Here is a 17,468-nt window from a genome sequence, read left to right on the forward strand (position 1 = left end):
ACGACTCCCCGCAGATGAAGATGATCGCCGCGCTGCGCAACCAGTTCGGCGGCCACGCGGTCGAGGCGGCGGGCAAGTAGCCCCGCTCCGTACGCCGTTCCCGCCCCGCCCGCCTGCTCCAGGCGGGCGGGGCGGTCCCGTACCGGACGGGTGCGTCTCCTACAGCACGTCGCCGAACTCGCTCAGCACTCCGGCCGGGGCCAGCGCGTTGACGTAGTGGCTCGGGCCGTGGTCGTCGAAGGAGTACCGGAACGGGATCGTGCGGGTCAGGGCGAGGCGCGTCGCGAAGAACGCCAGCGGCGCGACGACGGCGAGGCCCGTGAGGCTGTCCATCTGCGGATAGCTCATCCCCGGCTCGGTGTTCTCGGTCCACCCGGAGGCACGCGCGCGCACCAGCGGATCCAGGATCCGGCGGGCCGCGTCCGTCATCCGGACCGTCGCCTCGCCCCAGCCCGCCAGCGGGCGCGTCAGCATCGCGCGCGCGGTGTCGCCCGGCACGGTCAGCGCCTCCTGCACCGAGTCCAGCGCGGACATCAGCAGCGTGTCCACCAGGTTGCGCGGCCTGCGGTAGTGGAACTCCCGGCCGAACGGGGCGTACGGGCCGACCGGCCGCGGCGGCAGCGCCGGCACGAGGTCACGGTCGAAGATGTAGCGGATCATGCGCTCGCGCAGCACGGGGGTGCCGGACGGGCCGACCGTCTCCTCGCAGGCCCGCGCGAAGTCCGGTCCGCCGATCATGGGCTGCCCGAAGGTGTAGACGCCCTTGAGCTTCTCGGCGATGCGCCGGTAGCGGGGCTCGTGCGTGAGCATCACCGCCAGCAGCGCCGCCATCGCGCCGCCGTGGCTGTGCCCGGTGATGTAGAGCGCCCGCATGCCCTCGCCGCGGGTGCCGGACACACCGGGGACGACGGACTCCCCGCGCAGCGCCCGGTCCAGCGCCTCGACGACCTGATGGCGGGTCGCGCGCACGTTGCGGTAGAAGCCCGCGTGGACCTCGTACCGCTTGCCGTCCAGTTCCACGGACAGCGTCTCGGGGCGTACGTCGGCGTCCGTGAGGATGCTGATGATGTCCTCGGGCTGGGTGCCCCGGTAGCAGAGGATCACGATCCGGCGGTCCCGGTCCTGGACGAGGTACGCGCCGGACGCGATGTACATGGCGTCCACGCGCTGCTCCACCGTCCAGCACTCGCTGCGCTCCAGACCGAGCCGCGTCATGATCATGGTCATGGTGTCGGGGTCGGTCCGCCTGCCGTGCCCGGCGTACGCGTACGCCGAGCAGGTCGCCATCACGTGCGGGATCACTCCGTCGGGGTCGGGCTGCCCCTTGTCCTCCAGGAGCCGTTCCGCCAGGTCGGGGTAGACCGGGAAGCCGGTGAGGCCGGGCTCCGTGTCGGTCTTGGACTTGAGCGGCCGCATCTCGGCGTAGCTCGGACCCGTCGCACTCTGTTCGTCCCCCATGGTCGCCTCCCTGCGGGGTCGTGGCAGCAAACGGGAGCCCGAGCACATCACCGGGGCGGCTTCGATCGGCAGTCGTTCCCCGGCCAATCCCCCGTCCACCTCGTGGGGCCGCTGGGGAAGCGGAACACGCGCCCGGCGCGCATCCGCGCCGGTTCCGCCCGCGAGGTGCACCCGTACCACTGGCTGCACGGTGGTGCGGTGCGGCGCACATGGCGGGAAGCTCCGCTGTGGCCGTCCGTGACCGCCGGTAGCGTGCTGGCCCCGCGCCGTTCACGTCCGTACCTACGGAGGAAACGACGATGGCCGACACCGGGCGGCACCAGCAGAGTCACGAACGGTACGAAGGCGGCAGTCCCGAGGCGGAGCGGCTCGTGTTCGAGCGGCTGGCGCGGGACATGATGCGGATCCAGCTCAGGAACCGGCGTGCCGGGAACGGCGGGCTCGCCCGCGCCCTCCACGCCAAGGCGCCGGTGGGCGTGGAGAACGCCCGGCTGCGGTTCCACGACGACCTGCCGGCGGCCCTGCGCGCCGGCTTCGCGCAGCCCGGCGCCGAGTACCCGGCGGTCGTACGGCTGTCCAACGCGAGCGGTGTCCGGCAGCGGGACGGCGCCCCCGATCTGCGCGGGATCGCCGTACGGGTACGGGTGTCCCAGAACGAGAGCCACGATCTGCTGGCGAGCAGCCATCCCGTCTCGCACGCCCGTGACGCACGCGAGTTCGTGGCGTTCGCCAAGGCGACGGCGGGCGCCCGCGGCCCCCTGCGGAAGGCGTTCGGGCTGTTCGTGAAGCTGCCGCTGGCGGTGGGGCTGGGCACCGCGAAACGGATGCGCGAGAACGTCACGGCCGCGACCCGGCGGGTCGTCGGTTCCCTCGCGACGGAGACCTACTGGAGCCGCGGCGCCCTGCTGTGGGGCGACGCGGGCCCCGTGCGCTACCTGCTGCGCCCGGCGCCCGGCACTCCGCCCGCGCCCGTGCCCGACCGCGGGGACCCCGACTTCCTGCACCGCGAGTTCGCCCAGCGGCTCGCGGGGGCGGACGTCGCCTTCGAGCTGTGCGTCCAGCGGTACGTGGACGAGCTGCGCACCCCCGTCGAGGACGCCTCGGTGGAGTGGAGGGACGCCGTCGCGCCCGCGCTGCCGGTCGCCCGGCTCACCCTGCCCGCCCACGACCTCGACAGCGCGGAGGCCCGGGCCGCCGCCCGGCGCGTGGAGGAGCTCTCCTTCAACCCCTGGTACACCACCGAGGAGTTCCGTCCGCTCGGCAACCTCAACCGGGCGCGGCAGGCCGCGTACCGGGCGGGCAGCGCGCACCGGCTCGGGACGCGCTTCCTCACCGAGGAGCCGCTGCGCAACCGGCTGCTCGCGCCCGCCGCGGGCGCCGTGTTCGCATGGCTCAACCGGTGGGTGCCCTGGCACCGGCTGCCGCCGCGGCTGAGCCTGCTGAACCTGGTGCTGCTGCGGAAGGCGCTGCGCCGGCGGAACCTGATCGACGTCGAGCCGCACGAGGCACCGCCCACGGCTCAGCGCGTGCCGGAGCCCGTGCCGGAGCCGCTGCGCACGGAGCGGTCGTACGACGGGTCGTACAACGATCTGTCCGAGCCGCGGATGGGATCGGCCGGCACCCTCTTCGGGCGCAATCTGCGGCCCGTGTACCGGCCCGACCTCTTCGACGTGCCGAACCCGGTCACGGTCAGCCGCCGGCTGCTGCGCCGCGAGACGTTCCTGCCCGCCACCTCGCTCAACGTCCTCGCCGCCGCGTGGATCCAGTTCCAGGTGCACGACTGGGTCGACCACCCCCGCCACAAGCCGGGCGACCGCAGCGTGGAGGTGCCGCTGCCGCCCGGCTCGGACCCCTGGCACAACACGCCGGGCGGGCCCGTCGAGAACGTCATGCGGTTCGCGGAGAACGAGGCCGTCGAACAGCCCGGCGGCGGGCCTCCCCTCCTCTTCCGCAACAAGGTGTCGCACTGGTGGGACGGCTCCGAGGTGTACGGCACGGACGAGGCCACCGCGCGGTTCCTGCGCGAGCCGGACGGCGGCGCGGGGCTCCGGCTGGAGGACGGGCATCTGCCGAGCGGGCCGAGCGGCATCCCGCACACGGGGTTCACCGACAGCTGGTGGATGGGGCTCAGCGCGATGCACACCCTGTTCGCCCGCGAGCACAACGCCGTGTGCGAGGCGCTGCGCGCCGAGTACCCGGCGATGGGCGAGGAACGGATCTTCCACACGGCGCGGCTGGTGGTGTCCGCGCTGATCGCGAAGATCCACACGCTGGAGTGGACCCCGGCGATCCTCTCCACCGAGGCCATCCGGCTCGCGCTGCGGAACAACTGGCAGGGCCCGCCCAGGAACTGGCTGACCCAGCTGGGGCTGTGGCTGTTCGACGCACACGCGCTGACCGGCTTCCCGCGGACGCTGCCGAACCACCACGGGGTGCCGTACTCGCTGACCGAGGACTACATCGCCGTCTACCGGATGCACCCGCTGCTCCCGGACGACTTCGAGCTGTTCGAGCACCACTTCGGGCAGCGGCTGGAGACGGTGGGCTTCCTCGACCTCCAGGGCGCCCAGGCCGAGACACAGATCCGTAAGACGGGCCTCGCGAACACGCTGTACTCCTTCGGCATCGCGCATCCCGGCGCGATCACCCTGCACAACTACCCGCGCTCACTGGAGTACTTCGAGCGGGACGGCGAGATCATCGACCTGTCGGTCGTCGACCTGGTCCGCACCCGCCGGCGCGGTGTGCCGCGCTACGACGACTTCCGGGCGGGCCTCGGCCTGCGGCGCATCACGTCCTTCGAGGAGCTGTCGCCGTATCCGGAGACCGTGGCGCGGCTGAAGGAGGTCTACCGCTCGGTCGACGAGGTCGACACCATGGTGGGCCTGTACGCGGAGAACCCGCCCACGGGCTTCGGCTTCAGCGACACGGCGTTCCGCGTCTTCATCCTGATGGCCAGCAGGCGGCTGCAGAGCGATCGCTTCCTGACCGTCGACTACCGGCCCGAGGTCTACACCCCGCTCGGTCTCGACTGGGTGGAGCGGGGCGGCATCAACTCCGTGATCCTGCGCCACTGCCCGGAGCTCGCCGCGCTGCTGCCGCGGAACGGGAACGCGTTCGCGCCCTGGCGGACGGTCCGTCAGGCGAGCGACGGAGGCCCGCATGAGCAGGGCTGACCGTCGGCGGGCGACCGGCGGACCGGTCCACCCGGGGCTGGCCGACCTGCTGCGGCAGCCGCTGCTGCGGACCCTGTGGCGGCGCCGTACCCACCGGGTCGCCCGGGGTGTCTCCGTGGCCGCCGGTTCGATGAGCCACGCCTCCGCCCACGCCCCGGCACCGCTGACGGAGCTGGAGGAGGCGGTCCTGATCGCGCTGACGGGGCCCACCGGCTTCACGATGCCCGACCGGCCCTTCGAGGACCCGCGGGACGGCACGCCCGTCATGGCCAAGCCCAATCTGGCGACCATGGCGGGCCGGAGCGCCGGCAGCCCGGACAACGCGCAGGCCACCCACTTCTTCCTGATCAACGACACGGGCACGTACTTCCTGCGCCATCCACCCGCCCCGCCGGAGCCGCACGAGCCGTTCGACGCGGACACGCTGACCGCCCGGGCGCGCGCGACGAAGGTGCGGATCCTGGACCACCGTCTGGACGTCCCCGGGGACAAGCGGAACTTCCCGGCGTACCTGGACTCGAACCGGTTCCTGTCCAACCTCCCGGGCACGACCCTGCTGTTCCCCGTCGTCGACGTGTCCCACCAGTACGTCAACGCGCTCATGTACCTGCTCACCCAGCCCGACGGGGCCCGGCCGGTGCTCGTGGACGACCGGAACCTGCACCGCCCGGCCGGGGTGGAGAAGTGGGTGCGCAACGGCTTCCTCAACGAGGACATCAGGCTGCCGCTCGGCGCGCTCGGCCCCCTCCGCACCCAGATCGAGGCGGACCTGCTGCTGCAGAACCTGGTGCTGGCGGCGGAGGCGATGGGCCTCGGCGCCTTCCTCCACTCCTCGCTCCACCCCGGGATCGCGCTCGGCCACCCGGCGTTCGCGAGGACCTACGGAAGGATGCTCGGCTTCACCTATGTCACCCCGCGCTGGCGGCCCGCCGACGTGTGGCGCTGGCACGTACCGCTGCCGTGGTACGCGAGGCTGCGCTCGCACCCGGTCGGACTGCGCTCACCGGAGGGCGAGCCGCTGATCGAGGCCGCGTGCCCGCCCGCGTACGCGTCGATGTCGGACGCCGTGGACGCGGTCGTCCGCCGGAAGTTCGGTCCCGGCGGCTGTTACGCCGACCAGGACGTCTTCGCCCGCATCCACCGGCGGGACTACGGGCAGCGCTTCCTGGCGGAGGCGAGCGAGTACGACGACCGGGTGGTCGAGTGCGCGCGGGACGTCTGCGCGTATGTGCTGCGCACGCACCGCCGCTTCCCCGCGCACACGGACGCCGTCCATGTGCCGGGCGTGTGGCTCCAGGTCCATCACGTCGAGACGGAGTACTACGAGCGGTACTTCACGGACGGGCTGACCGACGCGCACCGCGCGCACGACGAGGTGTGGCACGGGGCGGGGCGCGGAATGAACGGCGCCCGCTGACACGGCTGTTGACAGCGGTGCGCGGTGGCGGTCAGAGTCCCGAGTGATGATGATCAACGATCTGACCCCGGCCGAGCGGCGTGTGTGGGAGGCCTTCCCGCGAGGCGCGTCCGTGGACTTCCGCACGGCCGACGACGAGGACGCCGCGTCCGGTGGCGGCTGGGGGCCGGAGCGGACCGTACGGGCGGCCGTGCTGCGGGCGTTGCTGCTCGGCGGACCGGAGGAGGAGCGCGAGATCGCGGCGCTCAAGCTCACGGGGGCGCGGATCACCGGCCTCCTCGACCTGAACAGCGCCACCGTCGACGCCGCCGTCCGGCTGAGCCACTGTCACTTCGAGGAGCCGCCCCGGCTGTACGGCGCCCAGCTCCGCCGGCTCAACCTGCGCGGCTCGGCACTGCCCGGCATGGACGCGGGAGCCCTCCAGATCGACGGGGTGCTGCGGATGACGGACTGCCGGGTGCGGGGTCCGGTGGGGCTGGGCGGGGTGCGGATCGCCCGGGCCCTGTTCCTGGACGGCGCCGAGTTCACCACCGAGAACCCCGCCGAGCCCGTGCTCCGGCTCAACCAGGCCGAGATCGGGGGCGACCTGTGGGCGCCGGGTATGCGGGCGCACGGGACGGTACGGCTCACCGGGGCGTCCGTCGCCGGGATGGTCGACGTCCGGGGCGCCGAGCTCACCGGCCCCGCCGGCCCGGCGCTCGACGCACCGAACCTCACGGTGGACTCCGACGTCCTGGCACGGGAGCTGTGCGCGCTGGGCCGGCTCGAGCTCCGCGGCTCACGCATCACGGGCCGGCTCGACCTGATGGGCGCCCGGCTGTCGAACCCCGGTGACACGGCGCTGCGGGCCAGCAGCTCCGTCATCGGCGAGCTCTGGCTGCTGCGCGGCGACCGCGTCGACGGCGCCCTCAACCTCCGCCGCGCCCGGATCGACACACTGCTCCTGGAACCGGAGGTGCTCCCGGACGAGGTGCAGCTCAGCGACCTGTCCTACACCGCCCTCATCCCGCACGAGCCCGCCGGGCGCCGGCTGCCGATGCTGGAACGGAACGGCGGCGTCTACCAGCCGTACGTCTACGAGCAGTTGACGGCCGCGTACCGCAGGATCGGCGACGACGACGCGGCCCGTCTCGTCCAGCTCGCCAAGCAGCGCCGCAGACGCGCCACGCTCCCCTGGTACGGGCGGCTGTGGGGCCGGGTGCAGGACGTGACCGTCGGCTACGGGTTCCGTCCGCTGCGCGCGGCCGTCTGGCTGCTGTCCCTGCTGGCGGTCGGCTCGGTGGCGTACGGCCTGGACCACCCGGCCCCCCTCAAGGCCGACGAGGCCCCCGACTTCAACCCCGTCTTCTACACCCTGGACCTGCTCCTGCCGGTCATCGACTTCGGCCAGGAGCGCGCCTACGCGCCGGACGGCTGGCACCAGGGGCTGGCGTACGGGCTCGTCGTCGCCGGCTGGATCCTCGCCACGGCGATCATCGCCGGTGTGACACGGACGGTCAGCCGTCAGTAGGTTCCGCAGGTCCCGTAGCCGCCTTCACCGCACGGTCCGCCCGATGTGCTGGGCGGCCATGCGCACCGGTGCGTTCGCGGCTCCGTAGCCGCGGTAGCCCGCGTCCCGCTGGACGAGTTCGAAGAAGACCCGGCCGACGGTCTCCGTGTAGCAGTGGCGGAACTCGCCGCCCTGTTCGTCGCGGTCGTAGAGGATGCCGAGGTCGCGGTACGTCTCCAGCTCGCCGTCGCCGAACCCGTACCGGGCGGCCAGGTCGTCGTGGTAGTTCGCGGGCACCGCCAGCAGCCGGCCGCCCGCCGCGCGGAAGGCGCGGGCCGCGGCGACCACGTCGTCCGTGGCGAGCGCGATGTGCTGGGCACGGGCGGTGTCGTCGGTGGGGGCGGGCCCGACACCGAGGGCGATGCGGACGCTGCCGTCGGCGTTGGTGACCGCGCGGCTGCGGTGCAGGCCGTACGGGTCGGCGACGTCGACGCTGTCCTGCGCGTGCAGCCCGAGCACACTGCGGTGGAAGAGGACCGCCTCGTCGAACTCGTGCCAGGGCTGGGTGAGGGCGAGGTGGTCGATGCGGGTGACGGTGTCGGCGGCACGGGGGGTGGTCCGTCCCGGCGGCAGGTCCTCGAAGTCGGCTCGCCAGTTGGGGAGTGCCTGGTGATCCGTCGCGACGAAGAAGAGTTCCGTGCCGTCCGGGGCCGCTACGGCGTCGAGCGGCGCGTCCTCGGGAGCGCGGCGGCGCGGCAGTACGGGCGCGAGGAGGGCCTCGGCCCGGCGGGCGGCACCCGTGGGGTCGGGTGACTCCAGGCCGACGGCGGCGAGGCAGGTGCCTTCGCGCCGGGCCCCTGGGCCGGTGTTGACGAGGACGCGGGCCTCGCCCCGTTCCCACAGGTCCACGGGTTTGCTGCGGTGCCGTGCCGTACGGGCGAAGCCGAGGGCGCCGAGGAGGGCCGCCGGCGGTTCGGCGTCGGGGGTGACGAGCTCGACGAAGGCGACGCCCGTGGGGACGACGGGTGCGGGAGGCTCGGCCAGCCCGGCCGCCTCCTGGAGGACGAGCAGGGAGCGGTGGGCGTCGACGGCGGTGGGGCCCGCGTCGGCCTGCCGGAAGACGTCGTTGAAGACTTCGAGGGAGAGCGGCCCTTGATACCCGGCCGCGACGACGTGCCGGAGCAGGCCGGTGACGTCGAGGCCGCCCTGTCCGGGGAAGCAGCGGTAGTGGCGGCTCCACTGGAGCACGTCCATGGCCATCAGCGGGGCGTCCGCGAGCTGGAGGAAGAAGATCTTCTCGCCGGGGATGTCCTCGATGCCCTTCGGGTCGCTGCCGCGGGCCAGGATGTGGAAGCTGTCCAGGCAGGTGCCGAGCGCGGGGTGGCCGGCCGCCTCGACGATGCGCCAGGCGTGGTCGTACGTGTTGACGTGCCGTCCCCAGGCGAGCGCCTCGTAGGCGACGCGGATGCCGAACTCCTGGGCCAGGTCGGCGAGCCTGCGGAGCTGGCCGGTGGCGAGGGCGTCGTCGTCCACGGCGAGCGGGGACACGCTGGAGCAGACGAGGACGGTGTCGGTGCCGAGGCGGCGCATCAGCTCGAACTTGTGGCGGGCGCGCCGCAGATTGCCCGCGAACACCTCCTCGGGCACGGCCTCGATGTCGCGCATCGGCTGGTAGAGGTCGATGGTGAGGCCGAGGTCCGCGCAGCGGGTGCGGATCTCCTCGGGGGTGAGCGGGCTGGCGAGCAGGTCGTTCTCGAAGATCTCCACGCCGTCGAAGCCCGCGCGGGCGGCTGCCGTGAGCTTCTCGGTCAGGGATCCACCGAGCGAGACGGTGGCGATGGACGTACGCACGACGGTTCTCCTGGTCTCCTGGTTTCCGGGTTTCCGGGTCTCCGGGTCTCCTGTTCCGTTCGCGGTGCCCTTCAGCGGCGGGCGGGCGCGCCCGCCAGTTCGGCGAAGTGGGCGAGCATCCGCGCGCTGTCGGGTTCCCGGCCGGTGAACAGCCGGAACGCGTCCACGGCCTGGAAGACCGCCATGCCGCCGCCGTCGAGGGTGGCGCAGCCCAGGGCGCGCGCGGTGCGGAGCAGCTCGGTCTCCAGCGGCCGGTAGACGACTTCGGCGACCCACAGGTCCGGCCGCAGCAGCCCGGCCGGGAACGGCAGGCCGGGGTGGGCCGCCATGCCGGTCGGGGTGGCGTGCACGATGCCGTCGGCGCCGGTCAGCAGCCGGGGCAGCGCGTCGAGGGCGGCGTCGGCCGCGCGCCCGGCGCCGAAGTGCTGGTTGAGGGCGGCCGCGAGGTCGGCGGCCCGGTCGGGCAGGGCGTCGACGACGGTGACGTGCCCGGCGCCGAGGGTGAGCGTGGCGTGGGCGACGGCCGCGCCCGCTCCCCCTGCGCCCAGCTGCACCACGCGCTCCATGGGCGCGTCGGGCAGGCCGCGCGCGAAGGACGCCGCGAAGCCGGTGACGTCCGTGTTGTGGCCGATGGCCCGCCCGTCCTCGAAGACGACGGTGTTGACCGCGCCGAGCGCCTCGGCCTGCGGGGCGAGCCCGTCGAGGTGCTCGATCACGAGCTGCTTGCAGGGATGCGTGATGTTCAGTCCGTCGAAACCCAGGTCCCGGGCGGCGCGCAGCAGATCACCGACCGCCTCCGGGCCGACGCCCAGGGCGTCGATGTCGATCAGCCGGTACAGACACCGCAGGCCCTGCCGGCCGGCCTCCGCCTCGTGCAGCGCGGGGCTGAGCGAGGGGCCGATGCCGGATCCGATGAGACCGACGAGATACGAGTCCTGGGACGGGGACACGGGCACGGCACGCCTCCTGCGAACGACCGACGAACGGCTGACCTACAACTGACCTATGATTAATGTACGAACTGGTTCGTTAGTGATACCAGCCCCTCCGCCCGCTGGGAAGCCCCGCAGGCCCCTGCTTCTACAATCGCGGGCAACGCACGTCAGGAGGATGGCGATGACCACTGTCGAAGAGCCGGCCCGTTCCGGCGGGCGTCAGCGGGACGCGGCCCGCACCAGGGCCGAGATCCTCGACGTGGCGACCAAGGAGTTCGCCCGCGCCGGGTACGCCGGGGCGCGCGTCGACGAGATCGCGGCCCGCACCCGCACCACGAAGCGGATGATCTACTACTACTTCGGCGGCAAGGAACAGCTGTTCACGGCCGTCCTGGAGCGCGCCTACTCCGTGATCCGGCAGGCCGAGCAGGAGCTGGACGTCGAGCACCTCGACCCGGTCGCGGCCATCCGCCGGCTCGCCGAGCTGACCTTCGACCACCACGAGGCGCACCCGGACTTCATCCGCCTGGTGAGCGTCGAGAACATGCACGAGGCGGAGCACATCGCGGCCTCCGAGGAGCTGGCGGAGATCGGCTCGCCCGCCCTGGAGGTGATCCGCCGCATCCTGGCGGCGGGCCGGGAGTCGGGGTTGTTCACGGCCGACGTGGACGCCGTGGACCTGCACGCGATGATCAGCTCGTTCTGCTTCTTCCGGGTGTCCAACCGGCACACGTTCGGCGCCCTGTTCGGACGTGACCTGGTCGCCGCCGACCAGCGGGAGCACTACCGCACCATGCTCGGCGACATGGTGATCGCCTATCTGACGGCGGACCGTACGCGGGACTGAGCAGGACCGAGCAGGACCGACACGACCCCTTGACAGGCGGGAAACGCGGGCGCAACATCACTGGCCATCCGCTACTAACTATCCAGTGGGTTAATTAACCGGGTCGCACCCGTGCACCCGGTCCGGCCGCCCCGTCACCCCCAGGGATCCGGCTCTCTTCCCTCAGCTCACTCCACTCCGCCTGCGGTGGAGTCCCCCGAAGGAGCACGCCGTGTCTGTCCCCGCCGCATCCGCCGACGCGTCTCCCGGCCAGCCCGGCCAGCCCGGCCAGCACAAGAAAGCCGCACTGGCCGCCTGGGTCGGCAGCGCCCTGGAGTACTACGACTTCTTCATCTACGGCAGCGCCGCCGCGCTGATCTTCCCCGAGATCTTCTTCGACGAGTCCGATCCGGCGACGGCGACCCTGCTGTCGCTCGCCTCGTTCGGTGTCGCGTACGCGGCCCGGCCCATCGGCGCGCTGTTCCTCGGGCACATCGGGGACCGCCTCGGCCGCAAGAAGATCATGGTCTTCACGCTGCTCCTGATGGGCGTGTCGACGTTCCTCATCGGCTGTCTGCCCACGCGCGACCAGATCGGCACGCTCGCCCCCGTCCTCCTCGTGCTCTGCCGGGTGCTGCAGGGCATCTCGGCGGCGGGCGAGCAGGCGAGCGCCAACTCCATGACGCTGGAACACGCGCCGGAGCACCGCCGGGGCTACTACACGAGCTTCACCCTGAACGGCACGCAGGCCGGGCAGCTGCTGGCCACCCTCGTCTTCATCCCCATCGCCGCGCTGCCCGAGGAACACCTGATGTCGTGGGGCTGGCGGGTGCCGTTCTGGCTGAGCGTCGCCGTCGCCGTCGCCGGCTACGTCGTCCGCCGCACCCTGGACGAGACGCCGGCCTTCACCCAGCAGGCCGCCACCGGCGAGGGCGTCGCCAAGATGCCGCTGGCCGTACTGGCGCGCGAGCACTGGGCGGACGTGCTGCGGGTGATCGCGGGCGCGCTGGTCGCCTCGGTCTCCACGATCTTCACGGTGTGGGCGCTGGCGTACGCGACGAGCGACTCGGTCGGCATGTCCCGCTCGTCGATGCTGTGGGTGGGCGCGCTCGCCAACCTCGTGGCGCTGGCCGCCATCCCCCTGTGGGCCGTCCTGTCCGACCGGATCGGCCGCCGCCCGGTCTTCCTGATCGGCTCGGCCGGCAGCGCGGTGCTGATGTCCGGCTACCTCTGGGCGATCTCCTCGGGTTCGTACCCGCTGGTCCTGCTCCTCGGCATCCTCGCCTTCGGTGTCGTCTACTCCGCCGCGAACGGCATCTGGCCCTCCTTCTACGGCGAGATGTTCTCCACCAAGGTCCGGCTGTCGGGCATGGCCGTGGGCACGCAGATCGGCTTCGCCGTCTCCGGGTTCGCCGTCACCTTCGCCGCGCAGTTCGCCGGCCCGGACGGCGACGACTGGTTCGCCGTCGCCCTGTTCACGGCCGCGCTGTGCGTGCCGCCGGTGCTCGCGGCGCTCACCGCCCGGGAGACGCACAAGGTGCCGACGGCGCTGCTCGGCGAGCGGGCACCGCGTGAGACCGCGCGGCGGGAGAGCGTCGCGGCCTGATCCGGCCCGCCGCCGACTCCCCCTGCCACCGGCTCCCCCTGCCACCGGCTCCCCGGGCGACCACGGCCGCCCGGGGAGCCGGTGTGCGAGCTCAGTCCCTGGGAACCCCGTACGCACGCTCCACCCTGATCCGCAGCACGAGCCGCCGGTCGCGCACCATGGCCGCGCGGAAGTCGTCCCAGTCGGGGTGCTCCCCCTGGACGTCGCGGTAGAGCCGGACCAGTTCCTCGACCGTGTCGTCGTGCGGGTCGGCGGCCACCGGCGTCAGGTCGGCCGTGCCCTCGACGACGGTGTAGGCCCAGCGGTCGGCGCTGGTCACGTGGTACGACACGCGCGGATCCCGGCGCATGTTGCGGGTCTTGGCACGCGCGTCCGTGACGGAGACGCGCACGACGCGCTCGCCGGGGTAGTACGCGTGGTTGACGTTGGAGAGCTGGGGCCGGCCGTCGGCCTTGAGCGTCACCAGCACTCCGCCGTCGTACTCGGAGAGCAGGGCGAGCAGTGCGTGCTGCGTGTCCTGGGTCATGCCGTGCCCAACGACCCCGGCCCGGCTGCGCATTCCACACACCGTCCCACCTCCGCCACCAGGGTGAGTAGACACTGTCTACTCACCCTGGTAGACAACGCCCATGAGCGAACACGACGGCGGGCTGCGGGCCCGTCTCATCGACGTCGGTGTCGATCTGGTGACCGCCGAGGGCGTACAGGCGCTCTCCCTGCGCGAGATCGCCCGACGCGCGGGCGTCTCGCACGGGGCTCCGCGCCGCCACTTCCCGACCCATCTGGAACTGCTGTCCGCCATCGCACGCCGGGGTTTCGAGGACCTCGCCGCCCTGGGCGCCGCGGCCCTAGGGGACGACACGGCGAGCCCGCGCGACCGGCTGGCGACGCTGGCGCGCGTGTACCTGGACTTCGCGCTCACGCACCGCGGCATGCACGAGCTGATGTTCCGTCACGATCTGCTGCGCAGCGACAGCCTGGGCCTGCGGGAGACGAGCCTTCCGGTCTTCGCGCTGCTGACGGACCTGGTCGGCCGGGTCCGCCCCGACGCCGACGCCCGCCTCCTCGCCGGCTCGCTCCTCGCCCAGCTCCACGGCATCGCCCAGCTGTGGACCTGGGGCAGCCTCCAGCTCACGACGGGCGCCGACGACGTCGAACCCCTGCTGCGCACCGCGCTGGACGCGCACCTCGGGACGGAACGGTGACGGGCGGGACCGTACGGAATCCGGCATCGGCACCGGCACCGGCACCGGCCGCGACGTCGGCGGCCCACCGCCGCCTCACCCTCACGAGCAGCGTGCTCGGCGCCGTCCTCGTCGCCCTGGACGGAACCGTGCTCACCATCGCGCAGCCGGCGCTCCGGCACGATCTGCACGCCTCCTTCGCCCAGGTGCAGTGGACCGGCACCGGCTACCTCATCGCGGTGGCGAGTCTGCTGGTCTTCGCCGGGCGGCTGGGCGACCGGTACGGCCACCAGCGGATGTTCGCGCTCGGCATGCTGGGCTTCGGGGCGGCCTCGGCGGGACTCTGGGCGGCCCCCGGCGTGGGCTGGGTGATCGGACTGCGGGTCGTGCAAGGGGTGTTCGGCGCGCTGTTGCAGCCGGCGACCCTCGGCATGCTGCGCGCCGCGTTCCCACCGGACCGGCTCGGCATGCCGGTGGCGTTGCGCACGAGCGCGATCGGGCTCGCGGTCGCGGCCGGACCCCTGGTGGGCGGTGTGCTTGTGATCCACTTCGGCTGGCGGTCTGTGTTCCTCCTCAATGTCGTACCGGCACTCGTGCTCGGCGTACTCGCCCTGCTGGTCCGTGCCCCGGCCCCGGATGTTCCGGACCCGGATGTCCCGGACCCGGATGTGCCGCATCCGTATGTCCCGGCCGGGCAGCGGACTTCCGCCGTCGCCCGCCTCGATCTTCCCGGTGCCCTGCTGCTCGCGACAGCCCTGATCTGTCTGGTGCACACGCTCGTCGGCGTCCCCGAGCGGGGCTGGACCCTCGACGGGATGGCCGGACTGCTCGCGGCAGCGGCCGCGGCGGGCGCGTTCGTACGCCATGAGCGGCGCACCGCCGATCCGCTGCTGCCGCCGGACGTGTTCGGCCCGGTGGCCGTGCGCGCGGCGCTCGGACTGCTGGTGACCGCGTCGGCGGCGATGCTCGGCACGATGTTCGTCGGCAGCCATGTGCTGCAGGACGTCCTCGGCCTGGATCCGCTGCGGACCAGCCTGACCGCGCTGCCGGGGGCCGTGGCCATGGTGCTGGGCGCGCCCGCCTCCGCCGTGCTGATGCGCCGACGGGGCGCCCGGGAGACCACGTTCCTCGGTACGGGGCTGCTCACGCTGGGCGTGCTGGTGCTGTCCCGGGTGGACGGGGGCACGGCGACCGCCGTGATCAGCGGCGGTTTCCTGCTCCTCGGCGCGGGGTTCGGCGCGGTGATGGTCACGGCTACCGCCGTCCTCGTACGGCAGGCCCCGGTTGCGTCGGCCGGGGTGACGGGCGGGCTGCAGCAGACCGCGCTGAACGTCGGGCCGGCGCTGGGCACCGCGGCGGCCACGACCGTGCTGACCCTGTCGGACGGCACCGGGACGGCCCCCGCGCTGACCGTACTGGCGTGCGCCGCGGCACTGGGCGGCCTCTTCTGCGTCCGGCTGCCGGGGGCGGACGGCCGCTCGCCGGGGACTGGGGCGCGTTGCGCGGGGGACATCGAGGGGGAGTGACGTTCGTGAGCCGAGATCCGACACCTCACGGGAACGGGAGAACCGGAACCATGGAACGACTGCGGCAGGAGATCGAGCCGGCCGAGGCCGGCCTCGACCCGAAGGCCCTGGCCCGGCTGGACCAGCACTTCGCCCGTCTGGTGGACGAGGGACGCCTGCCCGGCTACCTCGTCGGCGTGACCCGGGCCGGCCGCGTCGCCCACCTGACGGCCTACGGCCACCGCGACCGCGAGGCCGGGCTCCCGGTGGAGACGGACACGGTGTGGCGGATCTACTCGATGACGAAGCCGGTCACGTCGGTGGCCGCGTTGATGCTGGTGGAGGAGGGCCGTCTCGCCCTCTCGGACCCGGTGTCGCGGTACATCCCCTCCTTCGGCGAGATGCGGGTGTACGAGTCCGGGTCGGGTGCCTCGGGTGCCTCGGGTGCCTCGGGTGGCTCGGACATCCGTACCCGCCCCGCCGAGCAGCCCGTCCTCGTCCACCACCTGATGACCCACACCGCGGGGCTGACCTTCGGCTTCTACCACTCCCATCCGGTGGACGCCCTCTACCGCGGTGCCGGCCTGGAGAGCTCGGTCCTGCCGGGTACGGACCTGGCCACGACGTGCGAGGCGTACGCGCGCCTGCCACTCCAGTTCGAGCCGGGCACGCAATGGAACTACTCCGTGGCCTCCAATGTCCTGGGCCGGGTGATCGAGATCGCCTCCGGGCGGCCGCTCGACGAGTTCCTCACGGAACGGGTCTTCCGCCCGCTGGGCATGTCGGACGCGGGTTTCCACGTCACCGGCGAACAGGCGGGCCGCCTGGCCGAGTTGTACGAGGAGACGGAGGACGGCAGCGGGATCACCCCGATCCCCGGACTGCCGCTGCACGGCCGCCCGCGCCTGCTGTCCGGCAGCGGCGGGCTGGTGGCGACGGCCCACGACTACCACCGCTTTATGGAGTTCCTGCGCCGCGGCGGCGAACTCGACGGCACCCGGCTGCTCTCCCGCGAGTCCCTCGCCACCATGACCGCCAACCACCTCCCCGGCAACGCCGACCTGCGCACCTACGGCAGCCCCGCCCACCGCTTCCCCGGCAACGCGGGCGTCGGCTTCGGCCTCGGCGTCTCGGTCGTGACCGACCCCCGCATCACGGACACGCCGTCCACCGCGGGGACGTACGGCTGGAGCGGCGTCGCCACCACGACCTTCTGGGTCGACCCGCGCCACGACCTGACGGTCCAGTTCATGACGCAGGTGCGGCCGACGTCCTCCAACGCCGTCTTCCCCGAGCTGCGGAGGCTGGTGCACGAGGCGGTCAGGGAGAGCTGACCACCGCGTCCAAGTGGGGAAGGCAGTGGTCGAGGCGCTCGCGTTTGGTGCGCAGGTAGGTGATGTTGTCCGCGCACGGCGGGATCAGCAGGGGTACCTGCTCGGAGACCTTGATGCCGTGCCGCAGCAGCGCCTCCCGCTTGCGCGGGTTGTTGGACATCAGCCGCACCGAGCGGACGCCGAGGTCGTGCAGCATCTCCGCCGCGACACGGTAGTCACGGGCGTCCACCGGCAGGCCGAGCGCGAGGTTCGCCTCCACCGTGTCGAGGCCCTCCGACTGGAGCTTCATCGCCCGCAACTTGGCGAGCAGCCCGATCCCGCGGCCCTCGTGCCCCCGCAGATACACGAGGACGCCACGCCCCTCGGCCACGATCGACTCGAGCGCGTCGGCCAGTTGGGGGCCGCACTCGCAGTGCCGGGACCCGAACGCGTCCCCGGTCAGGCACTCGGAATGCAGCCGGGTGAGTATGTCCTCCCCGCCGACGGCGTCGATGTCGCCGTACACCAGCGCCACTTGTTCCTCACCGCGGTCCTGATCCAGGTAGCCGACGGCCTCGAAATCGCCGTACACGGTGGGCAGAGGGGCATTCACCACGCGTACGGCACCGGAGGACTGCGCATGCGCGCGGAGCACGCCAACGGTTTCTGTCATGATCTGGTTCCTATCCTGGCTGTCTTGGTGAGCGC

At 72.6% G+C, this 17,468-nt stretch carries 13 protein-coding genes and 1 pseudogene; 9 read left to right on the forward strand and 5 right to left on the reverse strand.

What is annotated here, in order from left to right:
* Window positions 1-80: pseudogene (locus tag IE242_RS37585) on the forward strand (6-phosphogluconate dehydrogenase); the annotation flags it as partial.
* Between the two features lie 79 nt (window positions 81-159).
* Here the strand turns inward: IE242_RS37585 and IE242_RS10260 are convergent.
* The gene (locus tag IE242_RS10260; protein WP_189857647.1) at window positions 160-1,458 is read right to left on the reverse strand and encodes a lipase family protein; all 1,299 of its coding nucleotides are present in this window, start codon (window positions 1,456-1,458) and stop codon (window positions 160-162) included.
* 299 nt (window positions 1,459-1,757) lie between these two features.
* On the opposite strand from IE242_RS10260, the gene IE242_RS10265 reads away from it, so the two are divergent.
* From IE242_RS10265 to IE242_RS10275, 3 genes are read left to right on the forward strand one after another with little or no spacing between them, the layout of a single operon-like run.
* Complete coding sequence (locus IE242_RS10265; RefSeq protein ID WP_189857649.1) at window positions 1,758-4,634, forward strand: peroxidase family protein; 2,877 nt, start codon at window positions 1,758-1,760, stop codon at window positions 4,632-4,634.
* A complete protein-coding gene (locus IE242_RS10270) occupies window positions 4,621-6,051 on the forward strand; it encodes a hypothetical protein (RefSeq protein ID WP_189857651.1) in 1,431 nt (476 codons plus the stop codon). Before IE242_RS10265 ends, IE242_RS10270 begins: the two co-directional genes overlap by 14 nt.
* A 46-nt stretch (window positions 6,052-6,097) precedes the next feature.
* The gene (locus IE242_RS10275; protein WP_189857653.1) at window positions 6,098-7,561 is read left to right on the forward strand and encodes a membrane-associated oxidoreductase; all 1,464 of its coding nucleotides are present in this window, start codon (window positions 6,098-6,100) and stop codon (window positions 7,559-7,561) included.
* Between the two features lie 24 nt (window positions 7,562-7,585).
* Here IE242_RS10275 and IE242_RS10280 read toward each other — a convergent pair whose 3' ends face one another.
* Both IE242_RS10280 and IE242_RS10285 read right to left on the reverse strand, forming a co-directional pair.
* Entirely contained in the window at window positions 7,586-9,391 is a 1,806-nt protein-coding gene (locus IE242_RS10280; protein ID WP_189857655.1) for a bifunctional sugar phosphate isomerase/epimerase/4-hydroxyphenylpyruvate dioxygenase family protein, read from the reverse strand.
* A gap of 71 nt (window positions 9,392-9,462) precedes the next feature.
* Complete coding sequence (locus IE242_RS10285) at window positions 9,463-10,347, reverse strand: shikimate dehydrogenase (protein WP_229858706.1); 885 nt, start codon at window positions 10,345-10,347, stop codon at window positions 9,463-9,465.
* A gap of 160 nt (window positions 10,348-10,507) precedes the next feature.
* On the opposite strand from IE242_RS10285, the gene IE242_RS10290 reads away from it, so the two are divergent.
* Both IE242_RS10290 and IE242_RS10295 read left to right on the forward strand, forming a co-directional pair.
* Window positions 10,508-11,173, forward strand: coding sequence for a TetR/AcrR family transcriptional regulator (locus tag IE242_RS10290; protein WP_189857657.1), 666 nt, complete (start codon window positions 10,508-10,510; stop codon window positions 11,171-11,173).
* 211 nt (window positions 11,174-11,384) lie between these two features.
* Window positions 11,385-12,758, forward strand: coding sequence for an MFS transporter (locus IE242_RS10295; protein ID WP_189857659.1), 1,374 nt, complete (start codon window positions 11,385-11,387; stop codon window positions 12,756-12,758).
* Window positions 12,759-12,849: 91 nt separating this feature from the next.
* Here IE242_RS10295 and IE242_RS10300 read toward each other — a convergent pair whose 3' ends face one another.
* Window positions 12,850-13,284: a PPOX class F420-dependent oxidoreductase gene (locus tag IE242_RS10300; protein ID WP_189857661.1), complete on the reverse strand. Its 435-nt coding sequence runs from the start codon at window positions 13,282-13,284 to the stop codon at window positions 12,850-12,852.
* Window positions 13,285-13,387: 103 nt separating this feature from the next.
* On the opposite strand from IE242_RS10300, the gene IE242_RS10305 reads away from it, so the two are divergent.
* Genes IE242_RS10305 through IE242_RS10315 form a run of 3 tightly spaced genes read left to right on the forward strand, consistent with a single transcriptional unit; the run spans window position 13,388 to window position 16,781 of the window.
* Window positions 13,388-13,963 carry a TetR/AcrR family transcriptional regulator gene (locus tag IE242_RS10305; RefSeq protein ID WP_189857663.1) on the forward strand — a complete coding sequence of 192 codons (576 nt, stop codon included), beginning with the start codon at window positions 13,388-13,390 and terminating at the stop codon, window positions 13,961-13,963.
* Window positions 13,960-15,468, forward strand: a complete 1,509-nt coding sequence (locus IE242_RS10310; RefSeq protein WP_189857665.1) for an MFS transporter — start codon at window positions 13,960-13,962, stop codon at window positions 15,466-15,468. The genes IE242_RS10305 and IE242_RS10310 overlap by 4 nt, the downstream gene beginning before the upstream one ends.
* Before the next feature lie 50 nt (window positions 15,469-15,518).
* Entirely contained in the window at window positions 15,519-16,781 is a 1,263-nt protein-coding gene (locus tag IE242_RS10315; protein ID WP_189857667.1) for a serine hydrolase domain-containing protein, read from the forward strand.
* Here IE242_RS10315 and ribA read toward each other — a convergent pair.
* Window positions 16,768-17,433 (reverse strand): GTP cyclohydrolase II, encoded by a 666-nt coding sequence (gene ribA, locus IE242_RS10320; protein WP_189857669.1) that lies wholly within the window; start codon window positions 17,431-17,433, stop codon window positions 16,768-16,770. The two genes, IE242_RS10315 and ribA, sit on opposite strands and share 14 nt — an antisense overlap.
* Window positions 17,434-17,468 lie beyond the last annotated feature (35 nt).

The sequence above is a fragment of the Streptomyces poonensis genome (assembly GCF_014650915.1).
Lineage (GTDB): Bacteria > Actinomycetota > Actinomycetes > Streptomycetales > Streptomycetaceae > Streptomyces > Streptomyces poonensis.

Excerpts from the sequence above, each read along its gene's own strand:
- IE242_RS10290 (WP_189857657.1), top strand. The coding sequence starts at position 10,508 with ATGACCACTGTCGAAGAGCCGGCCCGTTCCGGCGGGCGTCAGCGGGAC.
- IE242_RS10300 (WP_189857661.1), bottom strand. The coding sequence starts at position 13,284 with ATGACCCAGGACACGCAGCACGCACTGCTCGCCCTGCTCTCCGAGTAC.
- IE242_RS10265 (WP_189857649.1), top strand. The coding sequence starts at position 1,758 with ATGGCCGACACCGGGCGGCACCAGCAGAGTCACGAACGGTACGAAGGC.
- IE242_RS10275 (WP_189857653.1), top strand. The coding sequence starts at position 6,098 with ATGATGATCAACGATCTGACCCCGGCCGAGCGGCGTGTGTGGGAGGCC.
- IE242_RS10305 (WP_189857663.1), top strand. The coding sequence starts at position 13,388 with ATGAGCGAACACGACGGCGGGCTGCGGGCCCGTCTCATCGACGTCGGT.
- ribA (WP_189857669.1), bottom strand. The coding sequence starts at position 17,433 with ATGACAGAAACCGTTGGCGTGCTCCGCGCGCATGCGCAGTCCTCCGGT.
- IE242_RS10260 (WP_189857647.1), bottom strand. The coding sequence starts at position 1,458 with ATGGGGGACGAACAGAGTGCGACGGGTCCGAGCTACGCCGAGATGCGG.
- IE242_RS10270 (WP_189857651.1), top strand. The coding sequence starts at position 4,621 with ATGAGCAGGGCTGACCGTCGGCGGGCGACCGGCGGACCGGTCCACCCG.
- IE242_RS10315 (WP_189857667.1), top strand. The coding sequence starts at position 15,519 with ATGGAACGACTGCGGCAGGAGATCGAGCCGGCCGAGGCCGGCCTCGAC.